This window comes from Mesorhizobium sp. USDA 3734, assembly GCF_056279665.1.
On record NZ_JBWCCW010000001.1, the window covers coordinates 3,199,090 to 3,215,434 of the forward strand.

General features: G+C 61.8%; 18 protein-coding genes and 1 tRNA gene. 13 read left to right on the forward strand and 6 right to left on the reverse strand.

Translation table 11 applies throughout. From position 1 onward, the window contains the following. Window positions 1-59 precede the first annotated feature (59 nt). From ACZ89F_RS15475 to ACZ89F_RS15485, 3 genes are all read left to right on the forward strand, one after another. Window positions 60-911 (forward strand): alpha/beta fold hydrolase, encoded by an 852-nt coding sequence (locus ACZ89F_RS15475; protein WP_476092743.1) that lies wholly within the window; start codon window positions 60-62, stop codon window positions 909-911. A gap of 119 nt (window positions 912-1,030) precedes the next feature. Next, the gene (locus ACZ89F_RS15480) at window positions 1,031-1,696 is read left to right on the forward strand and encodes an outer membrane protein (protein WP_476092745.1); all 666 of its coding nucleotides are present in this window, start codon (window positions 1,031-1,033) and stop codon (window positions 1,694-1,696) included. Between the two features lie 274 nt (window positions 1,697-1,970). Further along, window positions 1,971-2,056 (forward strand) — tRNA-Leu (locus tag ACZ89F_RS15485). Between the two features lie 124 nt (window positions 2,057-2,180). Here ACZ89F_RS15485 and ACZ89F_RS15490 read toward each other — a convergent pair. The 4 genes from ACZ89F_RS15490 to ACZ89F_RS15505 all read right to left on the reverse strand — a co-directional run bounded on the left by ACZ89F_RS15490 (window position 2,181) and on the right by ACZ89F_RS15505 (window position 4,180). After that, window positions 2,181-2,474, reverse strand: a complete 294-nt coding sequence (locus tag ACZ89F_RS15490; RefSeq protein ID WP_476092747.1) for a hypothetical protein — start codon at window positions 2,472-2,474, stop codon at window positions 2,181-2,183. A gap of 407 nt (window positions 2,475-2,881) precedes the next feature. Continuing rightward, a complete protein-coding gene (locus ACZ89F_RS15495; protein WP_136617415.1) occupies window positions 2,882-3,091 on the reverse strand; it encodes a hypothetical protein in 210 nt (69 codons plus the stop codon). 13 nt (window positions 3,092-3,104) lie between these two features. Further along, the gene (locus ACZ89F_RS15500; RefSeq protein ID WP_476092749.1) at window positions 3,105-3,362 is read right to left on the reverse strand and encodes a PilZ domain-containing protein; all 258 of its coding nucleotides are present in this window, start codon (window positions 3,360-3,362) and stop codon (window positions 3,105-3,107) included. Window positions 3,363-3,601: 239 nt separating this feature from the next. Further along, entirely contained in the window at window positions 3,602-4,180 is a 579-nt protein-coding gene (locus tag ACZ89F_RS15505; RefSeq protein WP_476092751.1) for an NUDIX domain-containing protein, read from the reverse strand. A gap of 233 nt (window positions 4,181-4,413) precedes the next feature. On the opposite strand from ACZ89F_RS15505, the gene ACZ89F_RS15510 reads away from it, so the two are divergent. From ACZ89F_RS15510 to ACZ89F_RS15525, 4 genes are all read left to right on the forward strand, one after another. After that, complete coding sequence (locus tag ACZ89F_RS15510) at window positions 4,414-5,517, forward strand: NADH:flavin oxidoreductase/NADH oxidase (protein ID WP_476092752.1); 1,104 nt, start codon at window positions 4,414-4,416, stop codon at window positions 5,515-5,517. Window positions 5,518-5,651: 134 nt separating this feature from the next. Beyond that, on the forward strand, window positions 5,652-5,969 hold the full coding sequence (locus tag ACZ89F_RS15515; RefSeq protein ID WP_476092754.1) for an SH3 domain-containing protein: 318 nt from the start codon (window positions 5,652-5,654) through the stop codon (window positions 5,967-5,969). Between the two features lie 153 nt (window positions 5,970-6,122). Then, a complete protein-coding gene (locus tag ACZ89F_RS15520; protein WP_013532012.1) occupies window positions 6,123-6,401 on the forward strand; it encodes a DUF982 domain-containing protein in 279 nt (92 codons plus the stop codon). 29 nt (window positions 6,402-6,430) lie between these two features. Further along, window positions 6,431-6,670, forward strand: coding sequence for a DUF2188 domain-containing protein (locus ACZ89F_RS15525; RefSeq protein ID WP_140607517.1), 240 nt, complete (start codon window positions 6,431-6,433; stop codon window positions 6,668-6,670). 131 nt (window positions 6,671-6,801) lie between these two features. Here ACZ89F_RS15525 and ACZ89F_RS15530 read toward each other — a convergent pair whose 3' ends face one another. Next, window positions 6,802-7,089, reverse strand: coding sequence for a hypothetical protein (locus ACZ89F_RS15530; RefSeq protein WP_476092756.1), 288 nt, complete (start codon window positions 7,087-7,089; stop codon window positions 6,802-6,804). A gap of 67 nt (window positions 7,090-7,156) precedes the next feature. Further along, window positions 7,157-8,155, reverse strand: a complete 999-nt coding sequence (locus ACZ89F_RS15535) for an alpha/beta fold hydrolase (protein ID WP_476092757.1) — start codon at window positions 8,153-8,155, stop codon at window positions 7,157-7,159. 164 nt (window positions 8,156-8,319) lie between these two features. Between ACZ89F_RS15535 and ACZ89F_RS15540 the strand changes: the two genes are divergently transcribed. The 6 genes from ACZ89F_RS15540 to ACZ89F_RS15565 all read left to right on the forward strand — a co-directional run bounded on the left by ACZ89F_RS15540 (window position 8,320) and on the right by ACZ89F_RS15565 (window position 16,291). Then, a complete protein-coding gene (locus ACZ89F_RS15540; RefSeq protein ID WP_476092759.1) occupies window positions 8,320-9,063 on the forward strand; it encodes a competence/damage-inducible protein A in 744 nt (247 codons plus the stop codon). Between the two features lie 80 nt (window positions 9,064-9,143). After that, entirely contained in the window at window positions 9,144-9,977 is an 834-nt protein-coding gene (locus ACZ89F_RS15545) for a universal stress protein (RefSeq protein WP_476092761.1), read from the forward strand. 236 nt (window positions 9,978-10,213) lie between these two features. Further along, complete coding sequence (gene gpt, locus ACZ89F_RS15550) at window positions 10,214-10,714, forward strand: xanthine phosphoribosyltransferase (RefSeq protein WP_057145797.1); 501 nt, start codon at window positions 10,214-10,216, stop codon at window positions 10,712-10,714. 211 nt (window positions 10,715-10,925) lie between these two features. Continuing rightward, window positions 10,926-11,414, forward strand: a complete 489-nt coding sequence (locus ACZ89F_RS15555; RefSeq protein ID WP_476092763.1) for an NUDIX hydrolase — start codon at window positions 10,926-10,928, stop codon at window positions 11,412-11,414. Between the two features lie 114 nt (window positions 11,415-11,528). Then, window positions 11,529-11,840 carry a PilZ domain-containing protein gene (locus ACZ89F_RS15560; RefSeq protein WP_476092765.1) on the forward strand — a complete coding sequence of 104 codons (312 nt, stop codon included), beginning with the start codon at window positions 11,529-11,531 and terminating at the stop codon, window positions 11,838-11,840. 668 nt (window positions 11,841-12,508) lie between these two features. Further along, window positions 12,509-16,291, forward strand: a complete 3,783-nt coding sequence (locus ACZ89F_RS15565) for a vitamin B12-dependent ribonucleotide reductase (protein WP_476092767.1) — start codon at window positions 12,509-12,511, stop codon at window positions 16,289-16,291. The last annotated feature ends 54 nt before the right edge of the window (window positions 16,292-16,345 follow it).

Here is a 16,345-nt window from a genome sequence, read left to right on the forward strand (position 1 = left end):
TTGACTATTCCGGCTGAAAGGCGATGCTGACTGCGGACCGAGCCATTTGAGGGAAAAACATGACCCGTTTTTGGAAAGCGTTCGCCATCGTCATCTTGTTCGCAGCGTCGACCACTTTTGCTGTCGCCGAGGAACGTTGGCAGACCTTGCCGGAGCCAGCGGCCATGCCCAAACCTGATCAGAGCGGATATGCGCCGGTGAACGGCATCCAGATGTACTACGCCGTTTTCGGCGCGGGCGACCCGGTGCTGCTCATCCATGGCGGCCTCGGCCATGCCGACATCTGGGCCAGCCAGGTGGCCACGCTTTCCAAAACGCACAAGGTGATCGTCGCCGACAGCCGCGGCCACGGTCGCTCCACCCGCACCGAGCAGCCTTACGGCTACGACTTGATGGCGTCGGACTATCTGGCGCTGCTCGACTACCTGAAAATCGACAAGACCGCGCTTGTCGGCTGGAGCGATGGCGGCATTATCGGTATCGACATCGCGCTGCATCATCCGGAGCGGCTGACAAGGCTCTTTGCCCAAGCCGCCAACGTAACCACCGATGGCCTCGATCCGGGTGTGATGACCAACAAGACCTTTGCCGCCTACATCGACCGCTCCGGCCGCGACTACAAGAAGATGTCGAAGACGCCGGACCAGTATGACGCCTTCGTGGCGCAGATGAGCCATATGTGGGAGAGCGAGCCGGCGTGGACCAAGGAACAGCTCGCCAAGATAACCACGCCGACGGCGATCGTTGCCGGCGACCATGACGAGGCGATCAAGCGCGAACACACCGAATACATCGCCTCCGCCATCCCGGGCGCAAAGCTGATCATCCTACCCAACGCCAGTCATTTTGCCATGCTGCAAGCGCCGGATGAGTATAGCCAGGCGGCGCTGGACTTCATCGACGCCAAATAGGGGATCCTGTGCCGCAACAGGGGGAGATTGCGATTGTTGAGCAATGGGATTCCGTTTTGCGGCGAATGTGGTTATCCTCGCCGCAAGGATCTTTCTGAATCGTCATTTCGGGGAGTTCGATGCATCGGCTGATGCTCGCAAGTGCCGGTTTCCTCGCCGCCCTGGCCGTGCCGGCTTTCGCAGCCGACCCGGCGGTCGACGTGCCGATGACCGCGCCCGGCTTCGACTGGACAGGCTACTATGCCGGCATGCAGGCCGGCTATGGCTGGGGCCAATCCGACATATCAGGGACAGAGGGCGAGCCGTTTTCAATCTCGCCCGACATTGACGGCGGTTTCGTCGGCGGCCATGTCGCCGGCCTGTGGCAGTTCGACCAGGCGGTACTCGGCGCCGAGGCAGACCTCAACTATTCCTCGATCGGCGGCACGGCCGAACTGGGCTTGGGAAACACATTCGGAACCGACATCAAGTGGTTCGGGTCGGTCAATGCCAAGGCTGGCTATGCGATGAATCGCGTGCTGGTCTACGGTATTGGCGGCGTTGCTTTCGCCGGCATCGAAACATCGCAAGTCGCGGGTCCGGCGTTCGTCAGCACGCGCACAAATGTCGGCTGGACCGTCGGGGCCGGCGTCGACTACGCGCTGACCGACAAATTCGTCGTCGGCGCGCAGTATCGCTACTATGATTTCGGCTCCGAGCATGACGACATGGCGGAACCCTTCAACGATCGCGATCAGAACGTGAAGCTCAACACGGTCGGCATCAATTTGAGCTACAAGTTCTGAACCAGAACGTTGTTGTGACGCTGGAGGCCGGGATGGTCTTCGGGGGAATTGGGGCGGCCGACGCTCCCAGTGGGCGGGGGGAATGGGTTGGGCCTGAGAGGCGCCGGCCTTGGCGGATCAAATCCACCTACAGGCATCCTACCAGTTACCCGCCGCGCCGATAATTCCGTGATCGCGCCAGTATCGCCAAGCCGCCCGGTCTGTTTGCACGTTCGGCCAAGGCCCAAGAACACGACTTGACGGCCTGTGTCTGGCGTCTGAAAAGGGCTGGCCTGCGGACGTGGCGGAATTGGTAGACGCAAGGGACTTAAAATCCCTCGATCTCTGATCGTACGGGTTCGATTCCCGTCGTCCGCACCACTGCTATGATTTGTGCCGGATTCGGCTTGAAACAGCCCGGAAACGACGGTGTTCCAGCGCAGCCGTCAAATGTCAGGCGTCGCGACACGAACCATGAACTGAAAGGGCAACGCCGGTGTCCTGCTCACAGTGACGCCATGCCGACAAGGGTCTGCGCGTGAGCATAGAGCTCGCGGGCGGCTCGCCGATATTCGATCTCCTCGCCGCTACAAACGACCATGAACTGCGCCGCGAACTCATGGGTGGTTGTGGCCGGGGTTGCGAGCATGGTTTCCACGACGCCGGACATGTCAGCATACACGCGAACCAGATCATTGTCGGAAATGTCAAAGGAGATCGATTCCCTGAGCGCCTCCCAACGGCGAAAGCTTGCCAGGATCGGGCTTTCATTCAAGTTTGCAGCAGAAGCCCTTGCCACTGCAGCGGCTCCTATTGCTGGAATGGAGACGACTGTGCCGAGCGCAGTGCGTCTGGTCGTTACGTGAAAAGTCATGTCCAAGTCCTACAGCCGACTTTCTACGGTCGACAACCCGAAGCTGCATTGCTCTAAATCAAAATCATCGGCAGACGGGCCGAACCGAAGGAAAACACGCCAGATGGCTGCGCTCCCCATAACAAACGGCCCGGCACGCTCGCAGTCGGGGGGACGTTGGGGTCGTGCCGGGCCGTTGCGGGTGGGCTTGGTTTGGGATCTTTCCCCGCACCGACAAGCGTACATGTATATTAGCCACACCTCAATTAAGACTGAAGTCCTGCCGGCCAAGAGCTCTTTGTTTTAACGCAATTCCGCACGGAAAACCGTTTCACACTTTTCCTGGAATTGCTCTAGCGGCCCAAGGGTTGCCTGGAAAGCGAAACCAGCTCCAGCTCGTCAGTCACGCCGGCCATGTAATTTGCGATGATCCGAGACGCGAGCGCGCTACGCGCTTCAGTCGATTGGTTGTTGAGCTTAAGTTGCTCAAAAACGCGCCCCAACAAGGCCAGTTCGGATGGATCAAAAATCCCGGCCTCCGTTGCTTTTCTCCGAATAGGCACGCGACCCCCCAACTCAGTATATTTGAATGCCGAGGCGCTCACGCCTTCGCCACCTCACCACGGCTCGATAGCTGGCGTCATCTTCAGGCACTTGCAGGACGAAACGGTCGGGAATTGTGACGCCGGGGTCCACCCGCAATTCCGCGCCATGAGCGTGTTGATTTCTAACGGAGCAACCGATCTTCGCATCGTCCGTGACGATGGTCGCATCCTTCAGGACAATCCCACGAGCGTGAGAGCGTCGCTCCATTGGCGGATCAATGGGGGGCATGGTGTTCTTCTTCCGGTAAATCCAGCAGTGAACGATTGATGCACTTCAAACGCATGCTCGACTCGCACAACCACAATTCAATTAGCTAGCACTAAAATGGTTCCCAAAACGCAAAGCCGACAGCCCGCCTCGTTTGTTCTGCTCTCGAAAAGCGCCCTCGCGGCCGTCCGTGGCCTACTTTGATGGCACCTATTTTCCAGCGCTCCGATGCAGGCAAGGCGCCGGCTAGCCGCCGAGGGTCAAGCAGCGATCGGGTTCAGCTTCAGATGCTGGATCAGGATAATCGTCTTGGCATCGATGATGCGACCGTCGGCGATGCCGGCCAACGCCTCGTCGAGCGGCATCTCCAGCACCTCGATGTCCTCGCCCTCTTCCGGCGCGCCGCCGCCGGCCGAGATGCGGTCGGCCGGCGAATAGCGGGCGATGAAGAACCAGAGCCGTTCGGTGACGCTGCCCGGGCTCATATAGGGCGAAAACAGCCGCTCGACGTTCTGCAGCCGGTAGCCGAGCTCTTCCTCCGCCTCCTTGCGGATGCAGGTTTCCGGATCGTTTTCGTCGAGCAGCCCCGCACAGGCCTCGATCAGCGGTTCGCGGTGGCCGGTGACGTAGGCGGGATAGCGGAACTGGCGCACCAGAAGCACGGTCGATCGCGAGGGATCGTAAGGCAGGATCACCGCGCCGTCGCCGCGATCATAGGTCTGGCGCACCTGCGTCTCCCACTCGCCGTCACGCCGGCGGTAGTCGAGGACGGTCTTCTTCAGGACGGCCCAGTCGTCGGAGAGGATCTCCTCTGAACGGATGCGAATGCGATCTTCCATCATGGTCTCCATGCTAAAGCGCGTCGCGACGCGCTTTATGCTTTTGTTTTATACATGTCGTTCTCCCAAAACCGGGGCCACTTTTAGGCGACATGCATTGGGCCGAGGCGTAGCCGCGAACCGGCGTTTCGGCAATGCCGTCAGTGATTGGTCCAGAAGCCGTTTCACCGCCTCGTGTCTGGCGCAGGCTCAATCGACTGCCTAAATAGCTGCTAACCCTCCCGGAGTTTCTCATGACAGCATCGCTTTTCCAGCCGATCACCCTCGACGGCCTTACCTTTCCCAACCGCATCGCCGTCGCGCCCATGTGCCAATATTCGGCCGAGGACGGCTCGGCCAGCGACTGGCACCTCTATCACTGGATGAACCTTGCCATGTCCGGAGCCGGCATGGTCACGGTCGAGATGACCGATGTCGAGCGGCGCGGGCGCATCACGCATGGCTGCCTCGGCCTCTATTCCGAAGACAATGAGGCCGCCGCCCGCCGGGCGCTGGATGCGGCAAGACGCGTCGCCGCGCCCGGCACGAAATTCGGCTCCCAGCTTGCCCATGCCGGCCGCAAGGCCTCGAACCGCAAGCCGTGGGAGGGCGGCGGGCCGCTGCAGCCAAACGAGGATCCCTGGCAGACCGTGTCGGCCTCGGCCATCGCCTACGACACCGGCTGGAACGTGCCGCACGCGCTGGAGGACGAGGAGATCCTGCAGCTCATCGAACGCTTCACTGATGCGGCAAGGCGGGCCGAACGCGCCGGCTTCGATTTCCTCGAACTGCATGCCGCGCACGGCTATCTGATCTTCCAGTTCCTGTCGCCATTGTCCAACCAGCGCACGGACCGCTGGGGCGGTTCGCTGGAAAACCGCATGCGTCTTGTCGTCGAGATCGCCAAGGCGGTGCGGAAGGCAACGCCAAGGCTGATGCTCGGCGCGCGGCTGTCGGTGAAGGATTGGGTCGATGGCGGCTTCGACGTCGAGGATGCGATCGAAGTCGCGAAAGCATTGAAGGATTTGGGTGTCGCCTATCTCTGCTGCTCAAGCGGCGGCAATTCTCCGCTGCAGAAATTGCCCACTGGTCCCGGCTACCAGGTGCATCTGGCGGAAGCCGTGCGCAAGGGTGCTGATATTCCGACCCGTGCGGTCGGCCTGATCGACGACCCGAAGCAGGCCGAAGCGATCCTCACTGAGGGCCGCGCCGACATGGTGGCGCTGGCGCGCGCTTTCCTGGCCGATCCGCGCTGGGGGTGGCGTGCGGCGGCGACGTTCAGCGAGACAATCCACCCGGCGCCACAGCTTGCCCGTTCGGTGACCACGATGCAGCACTGGATGAAGGCGGCCGGCTGATCGACGGGTTCCGGATACCGGCGCAATGCTGCCTTCTCGCCTGGATAGTTTGCCACAGCTTCGCTTCAATTTTACGCGCAACCTGTTACGTTGGGTGAGGCTGCGGCGGGCGCGGCCGGGCTTGGGAGGAAATCATGTCGTTCAGGGCATTCTTGCCGGTTGCAGCGCTGACCGTGGTGGCTGGCCTTTGGATCGGCGCATCGACGCCGGCCGGCGCACAATATTGCGAGGGCACGGTGCACGGCCTGTCCGGCCGCTACAATCTGGCGACCGGAAGCGGCTTTCTTGCCGTGCGGACACGGCCGAACTCGTCGTCGCGGATGATCGGCCAGTTGTTCAACGGCGATCATACCGAGATCTTCGACCGGCGCGGCAACTGGTATCAGGTCGAAATCGGCGGCCGGACCGGCTGGGCAAACGCACGCTGGCTGCGCAACGATTGCGGCTACTGAGACATCCGTGCATGTCGCCCAAAAGTGGATCCGGTTTCGGGACAACGACATGCATCGAACAAAGACCTAAGGCGCGTCGCAAACGCGACGCGACTTTTGGGCGCAGGCTGAAGGCCATGGTTGCAACCAAATTGGCTGCTTTGCGTTGCGGCCATGATGGACAACAAACCTTTTGAAGTGCCGGTCGTCGTCGAACTTGGCCACGTCGGCAAATATCGCCATATCCGCAGCGCCCAGGAGGCGGCGGAGTGCCTGATGACCGTGTGGCCGCTCAATCGCGGCCCGCGCCATCGTGATGCCCTCGACACTTGCCTCAAAGTACTGGAAGGTTATCGTTCGACTGCAGATGCGCGCCGGGCGCTGATTGAAGCCGCCAAGGAATCGGAAGTGCTGGTGCCCGACGACCGACTGCCCGACGACCGACTGCATTGAGCAGACGGCCCTTTCAACTGGAGGTTTTCATGGCGAAGCTGACTTACAAGATTGTCGAGCATGACGGCGGCTGGGCCTACAAGGTCGGATCGACCTTCTCGGAGACTTTTCCCACCCATCAGGACGCCTTGCGCGCCGCCGAAATCGCTTCGGCCGAGCAGCAAGTCGCCGGAGCCACGGACGGCATCCAGTACGAGGACGCCGAAGGCAAATGGCATGAAGAACTGGCCGATGGCCGGGATCGACCGCAGACAGAGGTCTCCGACTGACCTTGGTCAGGGAGCCGACCGCGGACGCCCCGGAGAGAAGGGCGTCTCGCGGCAGCAGAAGCCTGCGGCTCTATCTTCTGAGCATGATCTTTTCCGAAAACCGGTACCCACTTTCCGGGATCATGCTCTGACTATTTGCCGCAGTACTGGTCGTTGACGTTCCCCTGAGCGTTCGCATCGGGACCGGCGGTGTTGGAGGCGCAAGGCCCGGCTGCGCCGGTATTGCCGAGGGTGTTCAGCCCGGAGCTGTCGCCATTGATGCTACCGGTTGTGGTGGTGTCCACAGACGATGAGTCCTCATTGCCGAAAAGCCAGTTATGATGGAGCCAATCTTGACGATTGCCGTCCGACGACTGCGCCATCGCCGATGTGGCGAGACCGATCGTCAGGACGGACGCTGCGAGAAGTTTCCTGTACATTGAATTACTCCGTGTCTTGGCCGCCTTGGGTGCGACACGGGTAGAACCCGCCAATGAGCCGAATGGTTCATTGAAATTGTTGTGAAGCCGGGTTGATGTCGGATCGGAAAGCACGGGCCGCAATGCGTTTGATGAACGCAATGACCCGTTCCGGCTCGTTGAATTGCGGCATGTGTCCGAGGCCGCCGACAGATTCGAAATCGAGCCTTTCGATCTTGTCCTGCATGGGCTCGCCGTGGGTACGGATATCGATAACGCGATCGGCCGTTCCGAAAAGAATGCCGGCCGGCATGGCGATCTCACCATAGCGACCCTCGATGCGGCCGAGATCTTGTTCGACTGCCACGACATCGGAGGACGTGGCGTAGAAATGAGCTGGCCTCAGCCCCAGCCATCCACCTCCGTCGACCATGTAGTCGGCAGGAAAAGCCTGCGGCGCGAAGATGAATTCCATTGTCGGCCGCGCGTATCTGAGGCTTGTCGGTATCGCCAGGGTATAGCTCATGATCCGGCGCCACAGGCGTGACGGGATATAGAGCGAGCCCAGCTTTTCGCGCGCCCCAGCTTCCATGTGGGTCAATGGCGACAACAAGGCGATGCCGGAAATCACCTCGGGGTGCTCCACGGCAAGGGTCAGCGCGATGGCGCCGCCGAGGGAATGACCAACCACCAGCGGCCCTTCCAGCCCAAGCGCCTCTATGAAGCGTCGCACGATCTCGGCCTGTTCGGGCAGGCTACCGGTGGCGCCGCTGGCGCGCGCCGAATAGCCCGCCCCCGGCCGGTCGAGCGCAATCAGCCGGTAGCCCGGACCGAACCGGCCGAACAGAGTATGGCGGAAATGGTGGAGCTGGGCGCCAAGCCCGTGCACGAAGACGATCGGCCGCCCCTCACCCTGATCGACATAGTGGATGCGGTTGCCGTCGATCTCGATGAATTTTCCGACCGGCGGCACCAGCCTTTCGGCCTTGGCCGCGATCCATAGCGTCGCCAGCACCAGACTGGCGATCGCCAGGACTGCCAGCAACACCAGAATGACCAGCAGCCACGACAGGATCGACAGGAGCATTGTTCACCAGGATCAGAGCCTGGTTGAGCTTAGCCGCATCCGGTGCCGCTGCAACCTCGCATCCTTGCATCGAAACGAGGACCGCCCGTATTCATCGCTCGGGCGGCATTGCGGCCACTGCCGCGCCGCGCTATCTCAGGCGACCCGTCCTGCCGGAGCTTCCCATGCCTGAAATCGTGACCGCCGCCATGCTCGTCATCGGTGATGAGATTCTGTCCGGCCGCACCAAGGACAAGAACATCGGCCATCTCGCCGACATCATGACGGCGATCGGCATCGACCTGAAGGAAGTGCGCATCGTCCCGGACGAGGAAGACGAGATCATTGCCGCGGTGAATGCCGTGCGCGTCCGCTACACCTATGTGTTCACCACCGGCGGCATTGGCCCGACGCATGACGACATCACGGCCGATTCCATTTCCAAGGCTTTTGGCGTGCCTTGCGAATACGATGCCAAGGCCTATGCGATGCTGGAGGCAAGCTATGCCACGCGCGGCATCGAATACACGGAGGCCCGCAAGCGCATGGCACGGATGCCGCGCGGCGCCGATCTCATCGACAATCCGGTGTCGGTCGCGCCCGGCTTCCGCATCGGCAACGTCCATGTCATGGCCGGTGTGCCGTCGATTTTCCAGGCCATGCTCGACAATGTCGTGCCGACGCTGAAGGCCGGCATGAAAATGCTGTCGGCGACCGTACATTGCCCATTCGGCGAAGGCCTTATCGGCGGGCCGCTGGGCGACATCCAGAAAGCGCATCCGGACACGATCATCGGCTCCTACCCGAAATATGGCGACGGCAAGTTCTGGACCGAACTGGTCGTGCGGGCCCGCAGCCAGGAGGCGCTGGACGCCGCCCGCGCCGATGTCGAGGCGATGGTCACCGGGTTCGCCAACAATCCAGGTTGATCTGTCCGGGCCGGAACCAAGCACCGCGCAGCAACGTTTCCTCAGCACGAGTTCGATAGCTCGTAGGCTGAGGGATCATCATGCGATTCAAAACCATCGTAGCCATTCTGCAGAACGAGCAGGACGCGGAGCGAGTGCTAGACTGCGCCATTCCGCTCGCAACCCGCTTCCAGAGCCATCTGATCGGTATCCATGCCGAAACGCTTCCCGTGCCCTACACCTCGGCCACAGGCTTTCCGGACACCGAGTTCCTGCAGGTTTCGGCCGACATGAACCGGGAGCGGGCCGAGAAGCTGCAGGCCGTGTTTCTCAGGCATATCGAGGATTCCGGTCTTTCCTTCGAGTGGCGAAGCCTGGAGAGCTTTTCGGGCGACAGCGCGCTGACCGGCATTTCGAGCGTGCGCGCCGCCGACCTGATCATAGCGGCGCAGCGCGAAACGGGCGGTGACCCGAGCGCGGATGTCGACACGCTGGTCTATGATGCCGGCCGGCCGGTGCTGGTGGTGCCGCATGCGGGTCCGCTGGTCACGACCTTCAAACGCGTGCTGCTGGCCTGGAACGGCAGCAAGGAAGCGGCGCGCGCCGCCTTCGACGCGCTGCCCTTCATCATCGAAGCCGAGAAGACCGACATATTGGTCATCGACCCTCCTGAAACGCTTGACGACAGCCCGGAGGCCGCCGGCGCCGAAATCGCCTCCGCGCTGTCGCGCCACGGCGCCACCGTCAGCGTCTCGGTGCAGAAATCGGACGGCAATTCGATCGATGACATCATCCAGACCAGGATCGCCGAGACGGGCGCCGATCTGCTGGTGCTCGGCGCCTACAGCCACTCATGGCTGAGCCAGCTTCTGTTCGGGGGCGTGACGCGCAGCGTGCTGCGCACGGCGCCGGTGGCAGCCTTCCTGTCACGCTGATGCATGTCGCTCAAATTGGCTCCGGTTTTGAGACAACGACATGCATGCAAACAGAGACTTGAAGCGCGTCGCCTGAATCCGTTTCGACGCGACACACCTTAAGTCCACAGCGATCGCTGAGCCCTGCCCTTTGCCAAGGCCCCTACTCTTGCCAAGATGGGGGCTTTCCAGTTAATTCCGCGCGCATTCCCCCTGTTTTCTTGCGCGCGATCCCCGCGTGCTGCGGAGTGCGCGACATGTCCCTTCCCGAAAAAGCCTTTCCTGTCTCCTGGGACCAGTTCCATCGTGACGCCCGCGCGCTCGCCTGGCGGCTAGCCGGCGCCAACAAGGGGCAGTGGAAAGCGATCGTCTGCATCACGCGAGGCGGGCTGGTCCCCGCAGCGATCATCTCGCGCGAACTCGGCATCCGCGTCATCGAGACGGTCTGTGTCGCCTCCTACCACGACTACACCAGCCAGGGGCAGTTGCAGGTCCTCAAGGAGATCACCCCTGCCCTGCTCGCCGAAGACGGCGCCGGCGTGCTGATCATCGACGACCTCACCGACACCGGCAAGACGGCGGGCATCGTGCGCGCGATGATGCCCAAGGCGCATTTCGCCACCGTCTACGCCAAGCCGAAAGGTCGGCCGCTGGTCGATACTTTCGTCACCGAAGTCAGCCAGGACACCTGGATCTATTTCCCGTGGGACATGGGCTTCACCTATCAGAAGCCGATCGCCGACGACCACGCCGGCTGATTCGCGACAACCTGCCTGTTACATACCAGCAGCTTGCACCGGGCGTGATTTGCTTTCGCAAACGGGCCCGGCAGGCCAGATATTTTGCGAAATCGACGTCTATTGGCGCAAATCGGCCAGACGAGTGAAATTTTTTACTTTTATTGCCGACAATTAGCCGTAAGATTCGTGAGACGGCAAACGATTCTGGAGGCTGGGGCTAGCTTCTTCGATGTTGACGAGGCCAACGACGCACAATCATCTGGTCGAAAGGGTCCGACGGCTCTTCGGCACGGCGCCGTGCCGTCTGCAGGTTGCCGCCCTGCCCTGGCGCGATACCGGGAACGGCGTCGAGATCATGCTGATCACCAGCCGCGATACCGGTCGCTGGGTGCTTCCCAAGGGCTGGCCCGAGGCCAGGGAGCCGCTCTGCGAGGCCGCAGCGCGCGAGGCCGGCGAGGAAGCCGGGCTGCGCGGGAGCGTCTCCCATCTCGAAGCCGGCCGTTACTTCTATGCCAAGGTACTGGCTTCCGGCGAAGAAGTGCCGTGCGAGGTGCTGGTGTTCCCGCTGCATGTCGACAAGATCGCCGACCGCTGGAAGGAAAAACATTCCCGCACCCGCAAATGGGTCAGTTCCAGCGAAGCGGTGCGCATGATCAACGAACCCGATCTTTGCCAGATCATCGCCTATTTCTGCGCCGACCCGCATAGCTTCCCCTGATCAGCCGAAACTCCCTTCCTGCGTGCGCCGCAGATTGATCACAACCCTGCGATGTGAGATGAACGGTTCGCTAACAATTGGGTGTTAGGGATACGCCAATCCGGCGTATAACCAATGGCGAAGCCTGCAAACCCAATCCCGAACGAATCCGACGAGCCGCAGCGCGAGCGTCGTCCGCGCGTGCTCAAGGGCGGCTCGATCATCACCGGAATTCAGAACTCGGAGGTCGGTTGCACGCTGCGCAATCAGCACGAAGGCGGCGCCGAACTGAAGGTGCCGCTCGAAGCCCGGATTCCCGATCGCTTCCTGCTCTATGTGCCGCTCGACGGCATTGCCTATCGGTGCGAGGTCCGCTGGCGTCGCAACGACCGTATCGGGGTGCAGTTCACCAGCACCGAACCAAAACCCCGACTGCATTACGGCTGATCCTGCCGGGACCTGGGGTTGGCAAGCCCGTGCCTGGGCCGCCCCTCACGACACTTTGGATCGTTGCCGCATCTGCGTTGCCATCCAGCGACAAAATCGCGATCGCCGCACCGCCATTCTATCCCCGTTATCCACATATGTGACACACAAGATGTTGGGGTCACAAAAGCTACGCAAACGAATCCTTGACGGCGCAAAACGAGTCGCCTTTTATAGGCCATGCGCTCCTGTTGAGAGTGCGACCGGAAAGTTTTGAGCCCGGTCTTTTTCCCGGATTATGTGCGTTTTTACCCGCATTTCCGCCTGTTTACGAGGCCGGCGGAAGCGTTGGGATTGTGGGGTGGTTGGGGACGATAGGGACAATTGTCGGACTGGAATAAATTGTCTGTTAATACTATATTTAGTGTTTGCAGGTAGGTTCGGCGCTAGATAGTGTGAATTTCCCTCCAGCGAGGGAATCGGAAAAAATCAGTTTTGAGGGACCCGCGGGTTCGTCGGCGCGTTGGACAGGCACTTCGCAAGGAGTTTGACCAGCAGGGCCGGCGGAGACTGCAAAATGGAGAGCCGGCCGTTTTCGAACGCCGGCAGACGGCGGACATGCGCGTTTCGCATCGGGGGCAGAAATCCCTGGGGAAAAGCGCTATATATAGACAAAAGGGACCGGACCAATGCGCATCGAGCGTCGTTTCACCAAGCCAGGACAATCTGCCTATGCGGAGATCGAATTCCGCAAGGCGCTTTCGGAGATCAAGAATCCCGATGGCTCGGTGGTGTTCCGTTTGGACAATATCGACGTGCCGGCGCAATTCTCCCAGGTTGCCGCCGACATCCTGGCGCAGAAGTATTTCCGCAAGGCCGGCGTCCCCGCGCGCCTGAAGAAGATCGAAGAGAACGACGTCCCCTCCTTCCTGTGGCGCTCCGTCGCCGACGAGGCCGAACTCGCCAAGCTGCCGGAAGCCGAGCGCTATGGTTCCGAGATCGACGCGCGCCAGGTCTTCGACCGGCTGGCCGGCACCTGGACCTATTGGGGCTGGAAGGGCGGCTACTTCAAGGCGTCGGAGGAAGACGCGCGCGCCTTCCGTGACGAGCTTGCCTATATGCTGGCCACCCAGCGCGTGGCGCCGAATTCGCCGCAATGGTTCAACACCGGCCTGCATTGGGCCTATGGCATCGACGGCCCGAGCCAGGGCCACTTCTATGTCGACCCCTTCACCGGCAAGCTGACCAAGTCGAAGTCCTCCTACGAGCATCCGCAGCCGCATGCCTGCTTCATCCAGGGCGTGCAGGACGACCTCGTCAACGAGGGCGGCATCATGGACCTGTGGGTGCGTGAAGCGCGCCTGTTCAAATACGGCTCCGGCACCGGTTCCAACTTCTCGCTGCTGCGCGGCGAAGGCGAAAAGCTGTCTGGCGGCGGCCGCTCGTCAGGCCTGATGAGCTTCCTCAAGATCGGCGACCGCGCGGCGGGCGCCATCAAGTCGGGCGGCACGACGCGCCGCGCCGCGAAAATGGTCATTGTCGACGCCGACCACCCCGATATCGAGGAATTCATCGACTGGAAGGTCAATGAAGAGCAGAAGGTCGCCTCGCTGGTGACCGGCTCCAAGATCGTCAAGAAGCATCTCGAAGCGATCATGAAGGCCTGCGTCAATTGCGAAGGCAATGGCGACGACTGCTTCGACCCGTCGATCAACACCGCGCTGAAGCGCGAGATCAAGGCGGCCAAGAAGTCCGCCGTGCCGGAGAACTACATCTACCGCGTCATCCAGTTCGCCAAGCAGGGCTATTCGTCGATGTCGTTCAAGACCTACGACACCGACTGGGATTCGGATGCCTACCTCACGGTTTCGGGCCAGAACTCCAACAATTCGGTGTCGCTGAAGGACAATTTCCTGCGCGCCGTCGAGGACGATGCCGACTGGCACCTGACCGCCCGCAAGGACGGCAAGGTGATGAAGACGCTGAAGGCCAGGGACCTGTGGGAAAAGATCGGCTATGCCGCCTGGGCGTCGGCCGATCCAGGCCTGCACTTCAACACGACGATGAACGACTGGCACACCTGCGCTTCCGCCGGTGCGATCCGGGCGTCCAACCCGTGCTCGGAATACATGTTCCTCGACGACACGGCGTGCAACCTGGCATCGATCAACCTGCTGCCCTACCGCAACGCCGACGGCACCATCGACATCGCTGCCTATGAGCACACGGTGCGGCTGTGGACCATCGTTCTCGAAATCTCGGTGATGATGGCGCAGTTCCCGTCGAAGGAGATCGCCAAGCAGTCGTATGAGTATCGCACGCTCGGCCTCGGCTACGCCAACATTGGCGGCCTGCTGATGACCTCAGGCATTCCCTATGACTCCGACGAAGGCCGCGCGATCTGCGCCGCCCTCACCGCTGTTATGACCGGTGTCGCCTATGCGACCTCGGCCGAGATGGCTTCCGAACTCGGCGCCTTCGCCGACTACGACCGCAATGCGCAAAACATGCTGCGCGTCATGCGCAACCATCGCCGTGCCGCCTATGGCGAGAAGCAGGGCTATGAGAAGCTCGCCGTCAACCCGGTGCCGCTGGTCGCTTCCGACCTGAAGCAGCAGGACCTCGCGACCCACGCCAAGGCCGCCTGGGACCGCGCCATCGAGCTTGGCGAGGAGCATGGCTACCGCAACGCGCAGGCAACCGTGATCGCGCCGACCGGCACGATCGGCCTGGTCATGGATTGCGACACCACCGGCATCGAGCCCGACTTCGCCCTGGTGAAGTTCAAGAAGCTGGCCGGCGGCGGCTACTTCAAGATCATCAACCGCGCCGTGCCGGAAGCGCTGCGCACGCTCGGCTACTCCGAAGCCCAGATCGGCGAGATGGAGGCCTATGCGGTCGGCCACGGCAACCTCAACCAGGCACCGGCAATCAACCCCGGCGCGCTCAAGGCCAAGGGTTTCACCGATGAGAAGATCGCGGCGCTCAACGCAGCCTTGAAGTCGGCCTTCGACATCAAGTTCGTCTTCAACCAGTGGACGCTTGGCGCCGACTGGGTGAAGGAGACGTTCGGCTTCACCGACGAGCAGCTCAACGATTTCTCGTTCGAGATCCTGCCGGCGCTCGGCTTTTCCAGGAAGGACATCGAGGCCGCCAACATCCATGTCTGCGGTGCCATGACGCTGGAAGGCGCGCCCTTCCTCAAGGCCGAACACCTGGCGGTGTTCGACTGCGCCAGCCCGTGCGGCAAGATCGGCAAGCGCTCGCTGTCGATCAACAGCCACATCCAGATGATGGCGGCGGCGCAGCCCTTCATCTCCGGCGCCATCTCGAAGACCATCAACATGCCCAACGATGCGACGGTGGAAGACGCCAAGGGCGCCTACATGCTGTCGTGGAAGCTGGCGCTGAAGGCCAACGCGCTCTACCGCGACGGCTCGAAGCTGTCGCAGCCGCTCAACTCCTCGCTGCTCGCCGATGGCGAGGACGATGAGGACGAAGCGCTTGAGCAGCTGATCGCGGCGCCGGCGGCGGCGCGCGCGGCGCAGATCACCGAGCGGATCGTCGAGCGCATCATCGAGCGCGTGTCGCGCGAGCAGGAAAAGCTGCCCGGCCGCCGCAAGGGCTATACCCAAAAGGCCAAGATCGGTGGCAACACCATCTTCCTGCGCACCGGCGAATATGACGATGGCCGTCTCGGCGAGATCTTCATCGACATGAACAAGGAAGGCGCGACGCTGCGTGGCCTTCTCAACAACTTCGCCATCGCCATCTCGCTCGGCCTGCAATATGGCGTGCCGCTCGACGAATATGTGCACGCCTTCACCTTTACCAAGTTCGAGCCGGCCGGCATGGTGCAAGGCAACGACGCCATCAAGAGCGCGACGTCGATCCTCGACTACGTGTTCCGCGAGTTGGCGATCTCCTATCTCGGCCGCAACGACCTCGCCCATGTCGACCAGTCGGACTTTTCCAACACCGCACTTGGCCGTGGCATCAGCGAAGGCAAGACCGACGCGGTCTCCAAGGGCCTGACCCGCGGCGCCTCGCCGGTGAAGCTGGTGTCGCGCGTCAGCGGCAATGATCCGAAAGGCTTCGCGGCTCCCTCGGGCGCCCCTGCCCGCTCGGCTCCGACCGCCTTCTCCGGCTCCAACGTGCTGGCCCTGAAACCGGCCAGCGACGAAGCGGTCGCCTACAAGCGCGACTATGAGGAGAGGGCGAAGGAACTGGCCGAGGACATCGCCTTCGAGGACGCGGCGGGTGTTGCTTCGGACGCCACGGCGGGATTGTTCACCGACGCCGCAGCCGTTGAGGCGGCCGAAGCCAAGAAACTCGCCAACGACCGCCGCGCCAGGTCGCTGCTCCAGGGCTACACCGGCAATTCCTGCTCCGAGTGCCAGAACTTTACGATGGTGCGGAACGGGACTTGCGAGAAGTGCGATACGTGCGGCGCCACGAGCGGGTGCAGCTGAGAAAATTCTGAGGCGCTAAAACGCAACATCATCGGCCCGGTCGCAAGATCGGGC

Coding starts and splice junctions, on each gene's coding strand:
- ACZ89F_RS15525 (WP_140607517.1), top strand. CDS start 6,431: ATGGCGAAGCTGACTTACAAGATTGTCGAGCATGACGGCGGCTGGGCC.
- ACZ89F_RS15510 (WP_476092752.1), top strand. CDS start 4,414: ATGACAGCATCGCTTTTCCAGCCGATCACCCTCGACGGCCTTACCTTT.
- ACZ89F_RS15515 (WP_476092754.1), top strand. CDS start 5,652: ATGTCGTTCAGGGCATTCTTGCCGGTTGCAGCGCTGACCGTGGTGGCT.
- ACZ89F_RS15520 (WP_013532012.1), top strand. CDS start 6,123: ATGATGGACAACAAACCTTTTGAAGTGCCGGTCGTCGTCGAACTTGGC.
- ACZ89F_RS15565 (WP_476092767.1), top strand. CDS start 12,509: ATGCGCATCGAGCGTCGTTTCACCAAGCCAGGACAATCTGCCTATGCG.
- ACZ89F_RS15505 (WP_476092751.1), bottom strand. CDS start 4,180: ATGGAAGATCGCATTCGCATCCGTTCAGAGGAGATCCTCTCCGACGAC.
- ACZ89F_RS15500 (WP_476092749.1), bottom strand. CDS start 3,362: ATGCCCCCCATTGATCCGCCAATGGAGCGACGCTCTCACGCTCGTGGG.
- ACZ89F_RS15560 (WP_476092765.1), top strand. CDS start 11,529: ATGGCGAAGCCTGCAAACCCAATCCCGAACGAATCCGACGAGCCGCAG.
- ACZ89F_RS15555 (WP_476092763.1), top strand. CDS start 10,926: ATGTTGACGAGGCCAACGACGCACAATCATCTGGTCGAAAGGGTCCGA.
- ACZ89F_RS15540 (WP_476092759.1), top strand. CDS start 8,320: ATGCCTGAAATCGTGACCGCCGCCATGCTCGTCATCGGTGATGAGATT.
- ACZ89F_RS15545 (WP_476092761.1), top strand. CDS start 9,144: ATGCGATTCAAAACCATCGTAGCCATTCTGCAGAACGAGCAGGACGCG.
- ACZ89F_RS15475 (WP_476092743.1), top strand. CDS start 60: ATGACCCGTTTTTGGAAAGCGTTCGCCATCGTCATCTTGTTCGCAGCG.
- ACZ89F_RS15530 (WP_476092756.1), bottom strand. CDS start 7,089: ATGTACAGGAAACTTCTCGCAGCGTCCGTCCTGACGATCGGTCTCGCC.
- ACZ89F_RS15535 (WP_476092757.1), bottom strand. CDS start 8,155: ATGCTCCTGTCGATCCTGTCGTGGCTGCTGGTCATTCTGGTGTTGCTG.
- ACZ89F_RS15480 (WP_476092745.1), top strand. CDS start 1,031: ATGCATCGGCTGATGCTCGCAAGTGCCGGTTTCCTCGCCGCCCTGGCC.
- gpt (WP_057145797.1), top strand. CDS start 10,214: ATGTCCCTTCCCGAAAAAGCCTTTCCTGTCTCCTGGGACCAGTTCCAT.